The 17,353-nt window shown below is 34.8% G+C and carries 20 protein-coding genes and 1 pseudogene; 19 read left to right on the forward strand and 2 right to left on the reverse strand.

Translation table 11 applies throughout. The annotated features are described in order from the left end of the window. The 5 genes from ACMV0E_RS02925 to ACMV0E_RS02945 form a co-directional block, all read left to right on the forward strand. Window positions 1-1,268: stalk domain-containing protein (locus ACMV0E_RS02925; protein WP_416084884.1), on the forward strand; the 1,268-nt coding region annotated here is incomplete at its 5' end. Between the two features lie 137 nt (window positions 1,269-1,405). Next, window positions 1,406-1,537 carry a hypothetical protein gene (locus tag ACMV0E_RS02930; RefSeq protein ID WP_416084885.1) on the forward strand — a complete coding sequence of 44 codons (132 nt, stop codon included), beginning with the start codon at window positions 1,406-1,408 and terminating at the stop codon, window positions 1,535-1,537. A 3-nt stretch (window positions 1,538-1,540) separates the two neighbouring features. Next, window positions 1,541-1,855 carry a CFI-box-CTERM domain-containing protein gene (locus ACMV0E_RS02935; protein ID WP_416085030.1) on the forward strand — a complete coding sequence of 105 codons (315 nt, stop codon included), beginning with the start codon at window positions 1,541-1,543 and terminating at the stop codon, window positions 1,853-1,855. A gap of 12 nt (window positions 1,856-1,867) precedes the next feature. After that, window positions 1,868-2,158, forward strand: coding sequence for a hypothetical protein (locus tag ACMV0E_RS02940; RefSeq protein ID WP_416084886.1), 291 nt, complete (start codon window positions 1,868-1,870; stop codon window positions 2,156-2,158). Window positions 2,159-2,181: 23 nt separating this feature from the next. After that, window positions 2,182-2,493, forward strand: coding sequence for a HEAT repeat domain-containing protein (locus ACMV0E_RS02945; RefSeq protein ID WP_416085031.1), 312 nt, complete (start codon window positions 2,182-2,184; stop codon window positions 2,491-2,493). Window positions 2,494-3,633: 1,140 nt separating this feature from the next. Here the strand turns inward: ACMV0E_RS02945 and ACMV0E_RS02950 are convergent. Then, window positions 3,634-3,933, reverse strand: a pseudogene (locus ACMV0E_RS02950) (radical SAM protein); the annotation flags it as partial. Window positions 3,934-4,049: 116 nt separating this feature from the next. Here ACMV0E_RS02950 and ACMV0E_RS02955 point away from each other — a divergent pair. The 10 genes from ACMV0E_RS02955 (at window position 4,050) to lysA (ending at window position 12,460) form a co-directional block, all read left to right on the forward strand. Continuing rightward, window positions 4,050-5,636, forward strand: a complete 1,587-nt coding sequence (locus ACMV0E_RS02955; RefSeq protein WP_416084887.1) for a glycosyltransferase — start codon at window positions 4,050-4,052, stop codon at window positions 5,634-5,636. A 177-nt stretch (window positions 5,637-5,813) separates the two neighbouring features. Further along, window positions 5,814-6,275: a DUF134 domain-containing protein gene (locus tag ACMV0E_RS02960; protein ID WP_416084888.1), complete on the forward strand. Its 462-nt coding sequence runs from the start codon at window positions 5,814-5,816 to the stop codon at window positions 6,273-6,275. A 2-nt stretch (window positions 6,276-6,277) separates the two neighbouring features. After that, on the forward strand, window positions 6,278-6,604 hold the full coding sequence (locus tag ACMV0E_RS02965; protein ID WP_416084889.1) for a DUF5320 domain-containing protein: 327 nt from the start codon (window positions 6,278-6,280) through the stop codon (window positions 6,602-6,604). A 47-nt stretch (window positions 6,605-6,651) separates the two neighbouring features. Beyond that, window positions 6,652-6,972, forward strand: a complete 321-nt coding sequence (locus tag ACMV0E_RS02970; protein ID WP_416084890.1) for a NifB/NifX family molybdenum-iron cluster-binding protein — start codon at window positions 6,652-6,654, stop codon at window positions 6,970-6,972. Between the two features lies 1 nt (window position 6,973). After that, entirely contained in the window at window positions 6,974-7,339 is a 366-nt protein-coding gene (locus tag ACMV0E_RS02975; RefSeq protein ID WP_416084891.1) for a DUF362 domain-containing protein, read from the forward strand. Between the two features lie 3 nt (window positions 7,340-7,342). Next, on the forward strand, window positions 7,343-8,185 hold the full coding sequence (locus tag ACMV0E_RS02980) for an ATP-binding protein (protein WP_416084892.1): 843 nt from the start codon (window positions 7,343-7,345) through the stop codon (window positions 8,183-8,185). Beyond that, window positions 8,182-9,048 carry a nucleotide-binding protein gene (locus tag ACMV0E_RS02985; RefSeq protein WP_416084893.1) on the forward strand — a complete coding sequence of 289 codons (867 nt, stop codon included), beginning with the start codon at window positions 8,182-8,184 and terminating at the stop codon, window positions 9,046-9,048. The genes ACMV0E_RS02980 and ACMV0E_RS02985 overlap by 4 nt, the downstream gene beginning before the upstream one ends. Before the next feature lie 250 nt (window positions 9,049-9,298). Next, complete coding sequence (locus ACMV0E_RS02990; RefSeq protein WP_416084894.1) at window positions 9,299-10,105, forward strand: C40 family peptidase; 807 nt, start codon at window positions 9,299-9,301, stop codon at window positions 10,103-10,105. Between the two features lie 157 nt (window positions 10,106-10,262). Continuing rightward, the gene (locus ACMV0E_RS02995; protein ID WP_416084895.1) at window positions 10,263-11,177 is read left to right on the forward strand and encodes a S66 peptidase family protein; all 915 of its coding nucleotides are present in this window, start codon (window positions 10,263-10,265) and stop codon (window positions 11,175-11,177) included. Further along, a complete protein-coding gene (gene lysA, locus ACMV0E_RS03000) occupies window positions 11,174-12,460 on the forward strand; it encodes a diaminopimelate decarboxylase (RefSeq protein WP_416084896.1) in 1,287 nt (428 codons plus the stop codon). Before ACMV0E_RS02995 ends, lysA begins: the two co-directional genes overlap by 4 nt. Here the strand turns inward: lysA and ACMV0E_RS03005 are convergent. Continuing rightward, window positions 12,457-13,488, reverse strand: a complete 1,032-nt coding sequence (locus ACMV0E_RS03005; protein ID WP_416084897.1) for an L-Ala-D/L-Glu epimerase — start codon at window positions 13,486-13,488, stop codon at window positions 12,457-12,459. The genes lysA and ACMV0E_RS03005 overlap by 4 nt on opposite strands. A gap of 375 nt (window positions 13,489-13,863) precedes the next feature. Here ACMV0E_RS03005 and ACMV0E_RS03010 point away from each other — a divergent pair, with 375 nt between their 5' ends. The 4 genes from ACMV0E_RS03010 to ACMV0E_RS03025 are packed head-to-tail and all read left to right on the forward strand — an operon-like array spanning window position 13,864 to window position 17,335. Further along, window positions 13,864-14,607 (forward strand): GntR family transcriptional regulator, encoded by a 744-nt coding sequence (locus ACMV0E_RS03010; protein WP_416084898.1) that lies wholly within the window; start codon window positions 13,864-13,866, stop codon window positions 14,605-14,607. Further along, complete coding sequence (locus tag ACMV0E_RS03015; RefSeq protein ID WP_416084899.1) at window positions 14,604-15,458, forward strand: BadF/BadG/BcrA/BcrD ATPase family protein; 855 nt, start codon at window positions 14,604-14,606, stop codon at window positions 15,456-15,458. The genes ACMV0E_RS03010 and ACMV0E_RS03015 overlap by 4 nt, the downstream gene beginning before the upstream one ends. Beyond that, window positions 15,451-16,293 carry an N-acetylmuramic acid 6-phosphate etherase gene (locus ACMV0E_RS03020; protein WP_416084900.1) on the forward strand — a complete coding sequence of 281 codons (843 nt, stop codon included), beginning with the start codon at window positions 15,451-15,453 and terminating at the stop codon, window positions 16,291-16,293. The genes ACMV0E_RS03015 and ACMV0E_RS03020 overlap by 8 nt, the downstream gene beginning before the upstream one ends. Further along, window positions 16,286-17,335 (forward strand): exo-beta-N-acetylmuramidase NamZ domain-containing protein, encoded by a 1,050-nt coding sequence (locus tag ACMV0E_RS03025; RefSeq protein ID WP_416084901.1) that lies wholly within the window; start codon window positions 16,286-16,288, stop codon window positions 17,333-17,335. Before ACMV0E_RS03020 ends, ACMV0E_RS03025 begins: the two co-directional genes overlap by 8 nt. Window positions 17,336-17,353: the final 18 nt, after the last annotated feature.

Consider the following 17,353-nt stretch of genomic DNA (forward strand, 5'->3'; position numbering starts at 1 on the left):
GTGATAAAACTATTTTCAATGCAATTATTAAATCAGGCAAAATAACTAAAAGCGATGGGGTTAATGTTTTTCCTCCTTCTGGAGGAACCGCTCCATCTGCTCCTTCTAATCTTTTTGCAATATCAATCTCAAGTTCTCAAATAAACCTAACCTGGGTTGATAATTCAGATAATGAAGATGGGTTCAAGATTGAAAGAAAGAAAACGGGAGAGACTTATGCTGAAATAAAAACTTTACCAGCCAACACAACTTCATATTCCGATACAGGATTAAGCTCGAATACAACCTACTATTATAGAATAAGAGCATTTAACTCTTATGGAAATTCAAGCTATTCCAATGAAGTAAGTGTAAGTACTAAATCAGGTGATATATTACCTCCTAATCTTACTGTCACATATCCACAGCAGAATGCAATCCTCAATACGAAAAACTTCACAATCACAGGAACAACTGAACCAGGTGTAACATTGACAATTAATAATAACCCGGTTAGTGTTGGTGCAGATGGAAGTTTCTCATATGATGCGGTGATTTCAGGCCCTGCCACTTTCACAATCATTGCAAAGGATATTGCAGGCAATGTTACCCAATTTGTTCTTAATGTTTCTCTTGATACAACCCCACCCATACTTACGGTAACCGAACCTCATGCTTTCCAAGAAATCTACACTCAGTTTGTAATAGTAAAAGGTCAAACAGAAAAGAATGCAAAGGTAAAGATCAATGGAGTAGATATAACTCTCAATCCAGATTACTCATTCTCTTACCCGCTACAACTTACAACACAAGGGTCAAATACGATTGAAGTTATTGCAGAGGATCTTGCAGGAAACAAGAATACAATAACTATCCCAATAACATATAAAAAGCCTAATAATGCAACAACTTTAATCATTCTCCAGATAGGAAATCCTAATGCAGTAAAAAATGATGCAACTATAAAATTAGATGCAGCTCCATTTATTGATAACGGAAGAACAATGGTCCCCATACGTTTTATTTCTGAAGCATTTGGAGCTAAAGTTGAATGGGAACCGCCTAAAACGGTAACAGTTACATTCAGAGATACACAGATAATACTGCAAGTTGGCAATCTTAATGCTAGCGTAAGAAAAAAAGGCACCCCTGCCCAGCGTATAATTCTCGAAACTCCTCCAAAAATTGTTAGTGGAAGAACTTTCGTTCCGATAAGGTTCATTGGCGAAGCTTTTGGAGCAACTGTAGACTGGGAACCAACAACAAAAACAATTAAAATTGTTCTATAATGCATTAGATTGAAGTAAAAATTCATTTAGTTCATTATTTTGCTTACAAAAAGGATAATGCGTACAAACTCTTGGCAGCAAATAATTTCTTACTAAAATGTTATTAAGTTATAAGGTTCGTGGAAAGGAGGTGAGAAATGGCAAAAATTAAAGTGACATGTCCAAAGTGTGAACATCAATTCTGGATGGAGGACTATGAAAGTAAGGCATGTCCGAACTGCGGTTTTGTGTGTGTAGGCCCCAAGGTCAAGCTCGAGTCTTCAGGATGATTCATAACGGAGGCATGTGTAGAGGCTGCTGGTCTCCCAGACAATTGTAAGGAGTTAGTAAGTTTAAGGAGCTTTAGAGATGAACATTTAGCAAAAAGCGAAGAAGGAAGGAAAATAATAAGCGAGTATTATGAAGTAGCACCCAAAATTGTTGAAGCGACAAGAAGGAAAGAAGATAGCAATAAAATCTTCCACGCTATATTCAGTGAAATCAAGAAGATCGTTTCATTGTTAGAAATGGGAAACATGAGGGGAGATATTGAATATTATAAGGATATGGTACTTAGGCTTAAAAAGAAATACATTGAAAACCTATAAGGTAGGTGGAAAATGTTAATATTTGGTCCTAATATAAAGGAAATCAAAGTTGAAGAACTCTTTTTGGATGAAAGTGAGGAAGTTCGAAAAGAATTCGTAGATACCTTTGGAAAGGGAAAGTTCTTTGGGGAACTTTTAATTGAAGACATAGCAGGTGGAGAACTTGCTTGGGACACTGCCGCTGAAAGTATTGCAAAGATGGAGCCGTCAGCTGTTATTATTCCTATCCCTATCCTAATTCTTCTTTTGAAGGACAAATCTATAAATGTTCGAGATGGAGCAGCTGAAGTCCTTGAGAAATAGGAGCCCCGGTAGTAGCACCCCTCATCCAAGCTCTGGGTTCCGAATCTGAACTTATTCGAGATAGAGCAGCAAGAGTTCTCGGAAAGATAGGAGCCCGGGCTGCGGTAGAACCTCTTATCCAAACTATAAATGAAGATGATCTTGTACGGGTAAAAGCAGTAAGGGCTCTTGCGATGATAGGGGATGCAAAAAGTTCTGCTAAAACTTTAATTCAGGCTTTGAATGATAAATCTAATGAGGTTCAGAAAGCTGCAAAGGAGGCACTGGAACAATTGAGGGAAATCAAGAAATTTTACTCAACACTTAGAAAAAACGTTAATTATGTTAACTCATGACTATGATTCCTTTGAAAATTATAGAGTGTGCAATGATTTCTGAAATCACGATAAATTCTTCTTATGAATGGAAATTCTGGAGGAAAACAGTGAAGCTGAAAATTCGATGTTGCATAATCTCTGTACAGGAGTATCTGAAAAATCCTATTTTGTCACCCCGAATTTATTTCAGGGTCTCTCGACTTGTTGATTTTATCGGATGCTGAAACAATCCTGAAACAAGTTCAGGACTAAAGGTTCACCGGGACTAAAGATCCACCAGTATGGTGTTTTATTCCATTTCCACACTTTTTCAGAGATCTCGAATAAGTTACGATACATATGAGACTACCATCTCTATTTTTAGTATAAAATTTTTGAAAGGACGATTCATATAAACATTTCCTTAATTATCTTCCAGCCACCAAAGCTTCTTTTATTTTCTCTTTGTAGACAATTTTCGTTTTTCGTTGTTTTGCATTGCTATAAGCTTTTGGTGTTTTTTGTATTTACTTTTCCATCTTTTAGTTATCAACTCCTTTTTCAATTTGAAAGCATACTTAAATATGGGCAAACTGTTTTCGTGGTTATGGAAGTCTCCACTCCCTCGGCACCGTCAAGAACTACGACAGAAATAGGAGAATCTTTAAATTCATTTATCCACTTAAAAAAGAGTTAATAACTAAGAGGTAAATGTTATTAAGAGTTTGGTTTTCCTTTTATCAGAGGGATCGTCTTGTAACAGAAGGCAACTTCTCATTAAAGTATGTGTTGGGAATTAAAACAAAGACTAAGGGAAGAAGAAGAGTAAATACCTTTGTAGAATCACAATGAATTTAAAAATAAGAGAAGTTAACTTCTCCTTATAAGTGCTGCATCTAAGTGCCTCAAATTAAAACCTTTATGAAAAATTTTACTCTTGACACAACTTTTTTCTCTCCCCTCTGCATATTTTACTCTTTTGGAACCTGCTCACGAAGATTGCAGGTTTACTTCTTTGTAATCTGCACTTTTTATCAGCAGGTTTCAGAGGAGGATTCGTAGGAAAGGAGTATTCATATGAAAAGAGTAATGAATACAGAGGAGTAAGCAAATACAAAAGAATATTCTGCGGAAAGAAATGCACAGAATATAACGGTAAAAAAATCGCTCAATTTAAGTAAGAGAAAGTTCCTTTCCTAAGTTTATGTCAAGTGTAGGTTCGCCATCAGGTACAAATGTTATATAATCAATTTTCTCTTTTCTTGATAGAACATCTTCTACTTTTATTTTAACAGCGTTAAATACATCTTCTGGGTCATAGAAGGCTTGTCTTATTTTAGTCATTTTTAGGTTTCTTCCAAGTTGACAATAGACGCATGAATATGTGCAAATTTTAGGAGGAATGTTATTTATACCAAGGCTTCTTCCAAGCCTTCTTGAGGGCACAGGTCCAAATGCAATTTCTTTAATGTTTTTCATAACTTTCATTCTCATTATAACACATTTTTTAGATTTACTACAAAAGAATATTTTTTTAAATTATGTTTAGCAAATGGTTTGACAAATTGAGTTATTATCTGGTATAATATAAAGCTATGTATTTGAACACTACCTTTTTGACAATTATTTTGCTTTTTGTAGGAACTTATTACCTTTTTCTTTTTATTGTAGCGCTTTATACAGGAGAAATAAAGAAAGGAAAGAATGAAAATTTCTTTTACTTTCTAATAATTCCAGCCAAAAACGAAGAGAATGTAATTGCAAGGACAATAGAAGCTTGTTTAAGATTAAAAGGTGATAACTTTAGGTTAGTAGTTGTTGATGATGCCTCAAATGACAGGACTCCCTTTATTGTAAAATCGTTTGCGAAAAATGATTCCAAGGTCATTTTATTAAATAGAGATCCTAACGAGCCAAAGAGGGGAAAAGGAGCAGTCTTAAACTATGCTTTTCAACAAATAAAACTTGCAATAGACTATAATTTCCTTGAGCCTTTTAACTTAGATAAGGAATTTTTCTCTCAATTTGATAAAGATCATGTAATAATTGGCGTTTTTGATGCAGATGCTAAGCCAAGCGAAAATATGCTTTTTGAGATTTCACAAATCTTTTCGAATTTAAATGTTAGCGCAGTTCAAACTGCTGTAAGAATTTCTAATCGAGATCAATCCTTACTTTCTAAGATGCAGGATATCGAATTTTTAGGTTTTAGTAGAATCATCCAAAAAGCGCGTTCAAGATTTGGAAGTGTTGGGCTTGGAGGCAATGGGCAGTTCTCAAAGTTCTCCTCGCTTGAAAGTATTGGAGAAATGCCTTGGGGACAAACCCTAACAGAAGATTTTGAATTAGGATTAAGGATGATTTCAAATGGGATGAGGCTGTATTATACAGATAATGCAATAGTGGAACAAGAAGGTGTTATAACTTTGAAAGCCCTTTTCAAACAAAGGACAAGATGGCTTCAAGGTCATTTCACAAATTGGAAATATATACCATCAGTTTTGCGTTCAAAGTCATCTCTAATTACAAAAATTGATACTTTCATTTATATTGTTTTCGTATCGGTTGTCTTTCTTGTTGGATTGTCGCTTACGCTTTCTTTTCTGAGTATTTTAAAGCTTATTATGGTTAAAAATAGTATGCTTGAGCCTTTTTACAACAAGCACTACCTTTTGGGACTTCTTGCGCTACTTTTTTACTCTTTTGCCTTTATTCCAATGTTTGTTTATAGCGTGTTTGAGTATTACAATGAAAACGGATTTTTTGAAAAAATTTCTTATATACTACTATTTGCTCTGTATACCTATATTTGGCTTCCTGCAGGTGTCTTTGGGCTTTATAGAATTGCAACAGGAAAGACTGAGTGGGTTAAGACATCTCGTGTGACAAGTTATATCCCATCTTTTGCTAATGTTGATAATGATACTTCGCAATATTTTGTTGAAAGACGAAGATTCCCGAGATTTACGTTTCATTCTTTTACTTTTGCAAGTCCAAAAGTTTTGTGTTTTTTGGACAATTTATCTCAAGGTGGCGCAAAGGTCATATTTCCGAAAGATGTTGAGCTGATTCAAGATGTTTTAGAAATTAGCGTGCCTTTGTATGGTAAAAAACGCACGAGGATTGTTTGGCAAAAGATGAACGATAATTTTATCGAAGCAGGTGTTGAATTTGTAAGTTAGATACTTTAACTTCTTCTGCCTGATTTTAAATAGCCAATTTCCACATGTTTTATGACATATTAACTTTTCAGTTTTTAATTATTTTCAAAAGCCTTTAAGAATTAGATGTTTCTTATTATGTCCTTTACCCTCTTGACTATTATGAGCATATGCTTATAATATAGTGAAGGTGTTAATATGACAAGACCAAGATTTAGAAGAAGAATTGGTTGGCTTCCTCGCCTTGATTACTTTGTACCTGCTTCTCAGAGCAGTGACGGTGTTGAAGAAGTTATACTTACTCTTGACGAGTTAGAGGCAATTCGCCTTGCCGACCTTGAGGGGCTTTACCAAGAGGAAGCTTCTCAAAGAATGAATATTTCAAGACAAACATTTGGAAGGATTATTGATTCTGCACATAGAAAAATTGCAGATGCCATTGTAAATGGGAAGGCAATAAGAATTGAAGGCGGTCCTGTTGAATTTGACGAAAAGGCTTTAGAAAATGCAATAGGTGATTACTGTGTATGCCCAAATTGTGGTTTTATAAAGAAGCATGAAAGAGGTGTGCCCTGTAGGTTTGAAATTTGTCCTAAATGTGGGACTCATCTTACAAGGAAAATTAGTTTGAATAACAATAAAATGAAAGGAGGTGAATAGGTATGCCTTTAGGAGACAGAACAGGACCTCTTGGCTATGGTCCAAGAACAGGAAGAGGTTTAGGCTATTGTGCAGGGTATGGAGTGCCAGGTTATCTTAATCCTATAGGGAGAGGATTTTTTGGTCGAGGCTTTGGTTTCGGCAGAGGTTTTGGGTTTGGTCGTGGCTTTGGTTGGGGTGGAAGATTTATCCCTTACTACGCATATCCTTATAGATACAGTGCTGTAGATGAAAAGACAATTCTTACAGAAGAGATGAAGATATTAGAAAATGAACTCAATGCAATAAAAGCTCGCCTTGCTGATTTAGAAAAGGAAAAAGAGGCATAAAAAAGAAACCCCGGGTGAAAGCCCGGGGAAATTTTAGGAGGTGAAATATGATTGTTGCAATTACTTCAAGTGGCAATACACTTGATTCAATGGTTGATCCGAGATTTGGAAGATGTCCTTATTTCATAATTGTTGATACTGATACTATGCAGTTTAAAGTAATCGAAAATAGTGGTATGGGGCGTCAAGGTGGTGCTGGGGTAAATGCTGCACAGCTCCTTGTTGACGAAGGAGTTCAGGTTTTAATAAGTGGTAATGTTGGACCTAATGCCGAGCAAGCTCTAAAAAGTGGTGGTATAAGGATTATAACAGGAGTCTCAGGAACTGTGAAAGAAGTAATAGAGAAATTAAAGCGAGGTGAAATTTAGTATGCGTTATGTTTTAAGAGGAAGTGGCTTTCACCGACGGCGTCAAGGTAGAGGTCTTGGAAGAGGTATGGGTTATGGAAGGATAGCATTTCTAAATGAGCCTGGTATTCACAATGAAAAACCTTTCGAAACAAATCAAGATAATCTTAAAAACTTAAACACAACATTTACAGAGACTTATTCCAAAAAGGCATATGTTAATGAAGCAAGGTGTATTGGTTGCGGCATTTGTGAAAATGCCTGTGGTTTTCATGCAATAAAAGTGCAAAACGGAGTTGCAAAAGTTGATATTGAAAAATGCACAGGTTGCGGTGATTGTGTACGTGTCTGTCCAAGAGGTGCAATATCTTTACAAGAAAATAGGTGAGTTATGATAATATCTGTTGCAAGTGGAAAAGGTGGCACAGGCAAGACTCTTATTTCAACTAATCTTGCTTTGTCTTTGAAGGATAAGAATATTCAATTTCTGGATTGTGACGTCGAAGAACCTAACGCCTTCTTATTCCTTAAACCCGAAATAAAAGAAGAGATTCCTGTAGAAATGCTTGTGCCAATTGTGGAAGAAGAAAAGTGTACCCATTGTAAAAAATGTGCTGAATTTTGTGAATTTAGTGCAATCCTTGTTTCACCAAATAGAGTGCAGATATTTCCGGAACTATGTCATAGTTGTGGTGGATGTGCCCTTGTCTGTGAAACGCATGCAATAAAAGAAACTCCTTTTAGGATTGGAAGTGTAAAAAAGGGGAATTCATCTCACATAGAGTTAGTCTACGGAGAACTTGAAGTTTCAAAGCCTTTGGCTGTGCCAATAATAAGAAAGGTAAAAGATAATACAGATAAAAATAGATTGGTAATAATTGATGCTCCACCCGGTGCATCAGACCCTGTGATTGCATCAGTTAAGGGCTCTCACTTTGTAATTTTAGTTACAGAACCAACACCTTTTGGACTTCATGATTTAAAAATTGCAGTTTCTGTAATTAAGGAACTCCAAATTCCGCATGGTGTTGTTATAAACAGGGCAAATATTGGAAATAAAGATGTATATGAGTTTTGTAAAAGCAATGGTATCCCTATTCTTCTTGAAATTCCCTACGATAGACATATTGCAGAACTTTATTCACGTGCAATTCCAATTGTTGAAGTTATGAATGAATGGGTTGAGAAATTTCAAAAACTCTATAGTGATATTGAAAGGATGATAGCAAAATGAAACAGTTAGTTGTATTGAGTGGAAAAGGTGGCACAGGAAAAACTACGCTTACAGCATCCTTAGCTGCACTTTTGCAAGATGCAGTTGTTGTGGATTGCGATGTTGATGCTCCTGATTTACACCTTCTTTTAAAACCAACAGTCCTTAAAGTTAAGGATTTTTACGGATCAAAACTTGCAAGTATTGATAAGGATAAGTGTATAAAATGTGGCGCTTGTATAAGAAGTTGCAGATTCGATGCAATAGATGATGACTTTAATGTTGACCAGTTTTCCTGTGAAGGGTGCGGAGTTTGTGGACTTGTGTGTCCTGCAAATGCGGTTTCATTTACACAAAGAAAAGCAGGTGAAATATATGTTTCTGAAACAAAATATGGACCTATGGTGCACGCACTTCTTTTCCCAGGAGAAGAAAACTCAGGGAAGTTAGTCACTATGACAAGGCTTTTTGCAAATTTAACAGCACAGGATAGAAAAAAATCACTCATTATAATTGATGGATCACCTGGAATTGGTTGTCCTGTAATATCATCGATTACAAATGTTGATTATGCGCTTGTCATAACAGAACCTACATCATCTGGCATACATGACTTTGAAAGGCTTATGCAACTTGTAAATCACTTCTCCGTAAAGCCTCTTGTTGTAATAAACAAATACGACATAAATGAAGAAAACACTCACAGGATTGAGAATTATTGTAATGAAAATGATATCACTGTTTTAGGCAAAATCCCGTTTGATCCTATTGTAGTTGAAGCTATGGTTCAGGGTGTGCCCGTTGTTGAATACAATGTCGTTACTCCTGCAACCATTGCAATAAAGGATATCTTCCAAAAGGTCACAAAAATTTTAGAAGTTTAGTTTTCAAGTCACCGCTTCTAAAACATCAAAAATAATCAAAATTTTAACTTCTGAAAATACTTTTATCCTAATTTAAGCGATTCTTTCGATACCAAACTACTTCAATGGGAAATAAATAACAAAACCATATTTAAATCTACTCAAAGGGAAATACAAAGGATTAATTTGATTTTTGTTCGGTTTAAGAATCTATTCAAAAGGTGCAAATGAGATAAAAATTGTATATAATATAACTAAAACAGGAGAAGAGATGTTAAAGAAATACGTAATAAATGTCCCTTTTACAAGTATGTATGGGACACCAGAAGTTGGCGAGGTGATATCCCAGGTCATAATGGGTGAAGTTATAGAGGTTTTATCGTTTAGTTCAGGTTTTGCAAAAATTGTTGCGGAAGATGGATATACAGGCTATGTAGAAGAAAGTGTTTTAAGAGAATTTGAAGTAGAAGAGAGACCAATTGCAATAACAAAAGAACCTTTTTCTAATGCATATAGCGGTCCTACTGTGAAGTCAAAACTTATATTTACTCTTTCTATTGGAAGCGTTCTTTTGGATAAAGGAAAAGAAGATGGTGATTATAGGCTTGTAAGCGATTTTGATGGAAGGGAGTTTTATCTTCATAAAAACACCTTGATTTTAGCTACCTATCCTTTTCGATATGAAAGAAGGGGTTGTAAGGATATACTAAAAACAGCATTGCAGTTTCTTAATATTCCATACTTTTGGGGTGGAAAAACAACTTTTGGTTTTGACTGTTCTGGATTTGTGCAAACTGTTTTTAAATTAAATGGCTTTAAACTCTTAAGAGATGCGCATATGCAGGCAAACATGGATATATTTAAAAATTTTTATTTGGGCGATTCGGAGCTTTTACCTTGTGATGTGATATTTTTTGGCAAAGTCAAGATAGATCATGTTGGCATTTATCTTGGGCATAATAGATTTATTCATGCAACCACTTTTAATGTGCCAAAAGTCCAGATAAGCGAATTTAATTATTATTGGAAAGAAAAAACAAATATCATTGGTAGGTTAGATGTAGCTAGGTTATCTTAAATGCAAAACACAAAACATGAAGTACAAATTAACAATGCATTTTTCCATTTTCTCCCAAATTCCGCCTGCTGGGGATGGGAAGGTATTGAAAGGCGGTTCAAAATACCCCAGCCGTTAAACTCGTGCGTTTTTGCACAGTTTGTTTGATTGATTTAAATTGGTAAAGCCAGAAAGATTAAAAAGTGGAGATAGGGTTGCGATTGTTTCTCTTGCAAGCACACCCTTTAAGGAAAATATGGAAAGAGGCATTAACTACCTTCAAAGGTTTGGACTTGAAGTTGTTGTTGATTCCAAAGTTTTTGATGAATATGGTTATCTTGCAGGAAGCGATATTGAAAGGGCAAATGCCTTGAACAATTATTTTGCTGACAAGAGCATTAAAGCAATATTTTCTTCCTGTGGTGGGTATGGCAGTGGAAGAATCCTTCCATATATAGATTTTTCTAATATTGAAAGAAATCCAAAGGTGTTTGTGGGATATTCTGATATTACTTCACTTCATTTGGCTATTCAAAGGAAAACAAATCTCATAACATTTTATGGGCAGATGCCAATGGTTGACCTTGGAAAAGATGAGTATTCTCACATCCTTATGAATTTTCTTTTTGACCCTGATTTTAGGCTTTATTATAAGGGAGATAGTGTTAAATCTTTTAATCCTATGAAAGTAGAAGGGCAACTTGTTGGAGGATGCCTTACTCTTATTGATGCGCTTCTTGGAACTGAGTATGAAATAGACACAAAAGGTAAAATACTCTTTATTGAAGAGGTGGAAGAGCATAATCATGATATAGACAGAATGCTTCTTCATTTAAAACTTACAAATAAGTTAGATGATGCAGTGGGGTTTTTAATTGGTGATATGGTTGATATAAAGCCAAAAGACCAAAGAAGAAAATCTTTAACTCTTGAAGAAATTTTTGAAGAATACATTGTAAAACTCAATAAACCGGTTTTAATGAACTTTCCTGCAGGACATGGTAAAATTTTTGTGCCCCTTCCTTTGGGTGTTTTAGCTCAAATAGACTCCGAAAACGGAACGATAAAGACTATCGAGGGAAGCGTAATATGAACGAAGAATTTTTAAATCAATTTGGTCTTCGTTATAATGAAAAGGGAATACTTTTACTTTCAGGTGCTGATCTTTTAGATATTTCAAAGGAATTTGGAACGCCTCTTTATGTATTTTCAAAAGATCTTTTTAAGAAAAACATAAACGAGTTTAAGATTGCCCTAAATGAGAACTTCAAAAATCATTTTTTGCTATATGCAAGTAAAGCTCTATCAATAAAGGAAATTTACCGTATTCTTAATGTTGAAGGTTTAGGCGCAGATGTTGTATCCATGGGGGAAATTTTGACAGCACTTAGTGTTGGGTTTAACCCAAGTTTATTGTATTTTCATGGGAATAGTAAAAGTGACGAAGATCTTACTTTTGCAATAGAAAAAGGCATAAAAATTGTTGTTGATAACGAAAGCGAACTCAACTCGATAATTAGGATTTCTAAAAGTATTGAGAAAGTCTTGCATATTTTACTTAGAGTAAAGCCTGGTATATCTCCTAATACTCATTCTTATATCATTACAGGGCACTTAGAGTCAAAATTTGGAGTAAGTCTTGAAGAAGGTAAAAATTTGTTGAGTATTGCGTTGAAAAATAGATATATTGATTTCTTAGGTTTTCACTATCATATAGGTTCTCAAATACTTGATTATGATGCCTTTAAGAAGAGTGCAGAGGAGATTTCTTTGTTTTTAATGGGCATCAAAAAAGAATTGGGATACGTTCCAAGAGAATTGAATGTTGGAGGTGGGTTTGGAATTCCTTATGTCCCAAATGATAAAAGAGTTGATAAGAAGGAGTTTATAAGAGCAATAAAAGATGGACTTTTAACGCATATTGAAAATTTGGACGATTTTAAAATCCTCATTGAACCCGGTAGGGCTCTTATTGGAGATACAGGGTTAATCTTATACAGAGTTTTAAGGAAAAAGTTTGTTAATTCAAAGGAGTATCTTTTTGTTGATGGTGGAATGGGAGATAATATTAGAGTGCCTCTGTATGGTGCAAGATATACCATAGCAAATGTGAAGAGAAGAGAAGGAAAAATTAAAAACTATCACATCTTTGGGAAATACTGTGAATCAGGCGATATTGTAGCGTTTGATACACCTTTAGAAGAAGTAGAAGAAGGAGATTACATCGCCGTTTTTCCTGCAATTGCTTATACCTATTCTATGGCAAGCAACTACAATAGGTTCACTCGCCCTCCTGTTGTTATCGTGGAAAATGGAAAAGGAAGGCTAGTTGTAAGAAGGGAAACTTACGAACAGCTCATGCAAAATGATATTTAAGCAATTTTAAAGATTGGTTTTTCAACTATAAAGTTCCCTTCAAACCTCTCCTCGTTTAATAGGAATATGGTATCAAGGTCAAAGAATTTAAAGCCTCCCACTCCAAGTGCAAAATGGACGCTTTGGTTAATGCCGATACTTGTTTCTGCCATTGCGCCTATCATAAGACCAATATTAGCACTTTTTGCAATTTCTACTATGGCAAGTGCAGAGGAGATTCCCGATTTCATTAATTTTATGTTGAAGAAATCAACTGCTTCATTTTTTACAAGATTTAGAGCATCCATTTGAGTTTTTATGCTTTCATCAGCTGCAACTGGGTATGGAGAGCTAAATCTTACAAACTTCAAACCTTCAATATCAAAGTATATAACAGGCTGTTCAAAGATTGCAATATCAACCCCGTTTTTATACATTTCTTTTACAAATCTCACTGCATCTTTTGGTGTATAGCCCATATTTGCATCAACAATGTATTTTGCTCCTTTTGTTTCTTTTGCAATTCTTAACATTGCTTCAATATCTTCTTCGATGTTTTCCCCAACCTTTACCTTTATAATTCTAAAGCCTTCATTGAAAATCTCTTTTGCGTCGGAAACCCTTTCATCAATAGGTTCAATGCTTACTGTTTTGTCTGTTTCAAGCGAGTTTTCTGCTCCACCAAAAATTGTGTGAGGCGTTGTCCCCAACTCTTTTGCAAGGGCATCAATAATTGAAAATTCAACTGCTGCCTTTATACTTGGCGATGCAATGAGTTTAGAAGTTTTTAGAAAACACCTTCTAAATGATTTTGTGTCTTCTGCTACAAGCAATTCATTCAAAAAATTTTCCAAAGAGATAAGCGCATCAACGACTTCACCATTTACTCTAAATGAGGGAGATGCCTCTCCAATTCCTGTTGTTCCTGAATCAGTTTCTGTAAAGACCCTTATATTATTTGCAACTGTGCTTATACTGTTTGTTACATGAAAGGGTTTTTTAAAATCTGTTTTCTTGAGTTTTAATGTTATTTTTGTTATTTTACCCATATTCGCCTCCCTAAATATTAGGTTATGAATAGTGTTTAAAGCATTAAAAACCCTCCAAAATTTCATTAAACACTATTCTTTGTTAGGCTGCATTCAGCCTAACTGGGTGTAACCCCACACCCTCTATCCCCTCTGCAAATGCTTTGGGGAATACTTTCTTAATAATATTGTACGCACTGTTAATTTTGTCAAAAAATTTAATATATTTAAAACTCTTTATTGTTTTTTGTTATCATATTCAAACAAGGAGATGTTGTTTTTATTAAGATTTTATTAAAGTAAGTAAGCGATGTAGATTTCTTAAATATTTCTTGGGCACTTGATTTTTATTAAAAATTAATTATAATAGCTTTAACAAAACATTGGGACGTTGGTATGGGTTTAAAAAGAATAGATAAAACGAGTGCTGTTCCTCTTTACCTTCAAGTCTCTGAGGGCATTAGAGAACTTATCGAAAATCAAACCTGGAGACAAGGTGAGCCTATACCATCAGAAAATGAACTTATGGAAATGTTTAATGTAAGTAGAAATACTGTAAGACAAGCCGTATCAAGATTGATTGCCATGGGTTATCTTTACATAGAGAAGGGAAAAGGAACATTCGTATCAAAAATATTTTTTAACCATCCAACCGATAGGCTTCTTGGATTTTCAGAAGAGATGAAATTGCAAGGGTTTGACCCTATATCAAAAATTTTAAAATCAGGAGTCTTTGAAGCTTCCGAGGAGATTGCAAAAGAACTCCTTATAAATAATGGCGATAAGGTTTATGTATTAAAGAGGCTTCGTTATTCGAATGGACTTCCCATATCAATTGAGGAAGCATTTATAAAGTATAATAGTTTTGAGGGCTTACTTGACGGTTTCAATGAAAGTAGCTCTCTTTATAGCACATTTATGGAAAAATTTGGCGTGCAGCCATACTATGCAGAAGAAACTGTCGAGGCATCACTTGCAAATCAAGAAGAAACAGTGCTTTTAAATGTAAAGGTTGGCTCTCCTGTTTTTAGAATAAAGAGGCGTTCTTTTGATAGGTCTGGAGAAATTTTGGAATTTGTCAAATCAGTTTACAGGGGAGACATTTATAGGATTAATTTACATTTAAGGAGAATCGTGTGAAATTAGGGATTGATCTTGGGGGAAGCAAGATTAGGTTAGCGGTAGTTCATGATGGTATTATTGAAAGTAAGGTTATTGATTATCCTGGAAACCCCACTTCTTCAAAGGATATTAAAGATAGGCTTTTTGATGCAGTAAAGTCTCTTGAAAAAGAACATTTTGAACTCATTTCAGTAAGCATGGCAGGAGGGCTTCAAGAAGGTTTTAGGAATATAGTAAAGGATGCGCTTAAGCATTATTCTCAAAATATTTTTATTTTCCCAGATATAAAGGTTGTCCATTTTAGTTTCTTTGAAGAAGGCGATGGAGTTGTTGTTATTTCTGGAACGGGCTCCTCGATTTATGGAAAAAAAGGAAAAGCTGAATTATTCTATGGTGGGCTTGGTTTTGCAATTTCTGATGTGGGCTCCGGGTTTGATATAGGAAGGAACTACCTTTCAAAGGGACTTTCTCAAATGCAACTTGGTAATCACAAAAAAGAGGCAAAAAATATTATTAAATATTTTTCTCAGAGTAATGTGAATGCGATTATAGAAACGATTTATGAAGGCAATGTTGTTAAGAACATTGCCGATTTTAGTGTTTTTGTTTTGAAAAATGATCCATTAAGCGGAATTGTTCGTAGTTCTTCTTCAAAACTTGCAAAAGAGACACTAAAGGTTATTGAGAATCTTGACTTTGAAACTGTAAATGTTGGTCTTGCAGGAGGCGTTTTTGAAAATTCAAAGGTTTTTAGCGAAGTATTTTTAGGCGTGCTTTCGAAGAGGGTAAAAGTGAATGTTGTTAAAAGGAAAACATCAAACGAAATTGCTTCAATACTTATGGCGGAGAAGGGGATTAAAAATGTTTGAGAACGATCTTGATCTTAAAGAGATAAAACAACTTTCAAAAATGTTTTTGGAGGATCATAAAAAGGTATTTGATGCAATTGATGGTGCATTAGAAAAGATTAATGAGGTTATTGAAGAAGTTGTAAAAGTAATTGAAAATGGCGGAAGAATATTTTACATCGGTGCAGGAACAAGCGGAAGAATTGCTGTCCTTGATGCTTCGGAAATTGGTCCAACATTCTCGCGAAAGGATCTATTCATTCCAATTATGGCAGGTGGTTTAAAGGCAGTTTTTACTCCAAAAGAGAATCTTGAAGATGACGAGAATCTTGGTGTTGAGGAACTTAAAAAGAGAAAGTTCAAAGCAAACGATTTTTTGATTGGCATTACTGCAAGTGGAAAAACACCTTTTGTTATTGGTGCCTTAAAGTATGCAAACTCAATTGGTTCAAAAACTGCTATTGTTGCAAACAGTAAAGTGCAATATGATTTTGTTTCTCACCATGTAATTCTTGAAACAGGAGAAGAGTTTATCATTGGCTCTACGCGTTTAAAGGCTGGAACTTCTCAAAAGATCGTTTTGAATATGATTTCTACAATATCTATGATGAAGTTGGGTTATACCTATGGAAACCTTATGGTAAGCGTAAATCCAACAAACAAAAAACTCATTGAAAGAGCTTCTAATATTGTTTCAACAGTAAGTGGTGTTGAGTATTCAAAAGTCTTAGAGCTTGTAAAACAAGTTAAGGATCCAAGAGTTGCCCTTATAATGCTTAAACATGGTGTTTCTGAAAAAGAGGCAAAAGAGATGTTAAAAAAGAATAACTTCTCTTTTAGGAAGGCATATGGGTAAGGTTGGGCTTGACAGAGTTAATAGAACTTTTCGCAATTTTGCTTTATTTACTAATGCTTCGGGTATAAATTCAAAACTTCTTAGAAATATAGAAATACTTGATCCTGCATTTATCCTAACAGGAGAGCATGGTTTGTATTTAGAGGCAGATAGAGGTAAGAGTTTTTCTTTAATGGAGGATGACTTCAGTGGAAAACCTGTATACCCCATTTATCCAGATATTAAAGAGGATTTGTTTGATAAAGTGGAAGGGGTAGTTATTGATATTCAAGATGTAGGTGTAAGATGCTTTACATTTATTTACAATCTAAAGAAGATTATCGAAATTGCCTCAAAAAAGTCGCTTAAAGTTGTTGTGCTTGATAGATTTAATCCTATTGGAAGAAGTTTTGGAAGTGTTTGTGAGAAAGAGAGCATCGTATGTCCCATGGGAATTCCATTTCTTTATCCATTTTCCATTGGGAAGCTTGCAAGAATTTTTTCTAAACCATTTTCCTTGAATATTGAAGTTATTGAAACAGAAGGTGCTTTAACCTACGAAGAGATGGAAAAGTTTTTGTCAAATGTTTCTCAAAATTTAAATTCCTACCAATCGGTTTTGCTTTATCCTGCGCTTGTTTTCCTTGAAGGCTTTCAAGATGTTTCTGTTGGTAGAGGCACAAATAAGCCTTTTAGGATGGTTTTGTCAAAAGAGAATATCGCCTCCTTTTTAGAGACATTCCTAAAAGGTTTAGGTATAAACGGAGTCTATTTCAATAAAACTATTTCTAAGCCTTGCTTTGATACACTTGCAAACGAAAGACTTTTTGGGATTGAATTTTTTGTCTATGATAAGGATGTCTTTGATCCAGTTTTGTTGGGATTTAACTTGTTTAAGTTTTTCTATGAAAGGGGTTATAAACTTTCCTATGATGAAAGTGGCACTCCTTTTATTGAACTTATTTATCCTCACTTACTTGAAGCAGTAGAATCGCAAAGCTTATTTGAATTTTATAATAGCGAAAATGAAATGGGAAAAGCGTTTTTAAGTAAAAATTTTTAAATAATTTTTGAAGGAGGT

Source organism: Caldisericum insulae, assembly GCF_047785965.1.
Lineage (GTDB): Bacteria > Caldisericota > Caldisericia > Caldisericales > Caldisericaceae > Caldisericum > Caldisericum exile_A.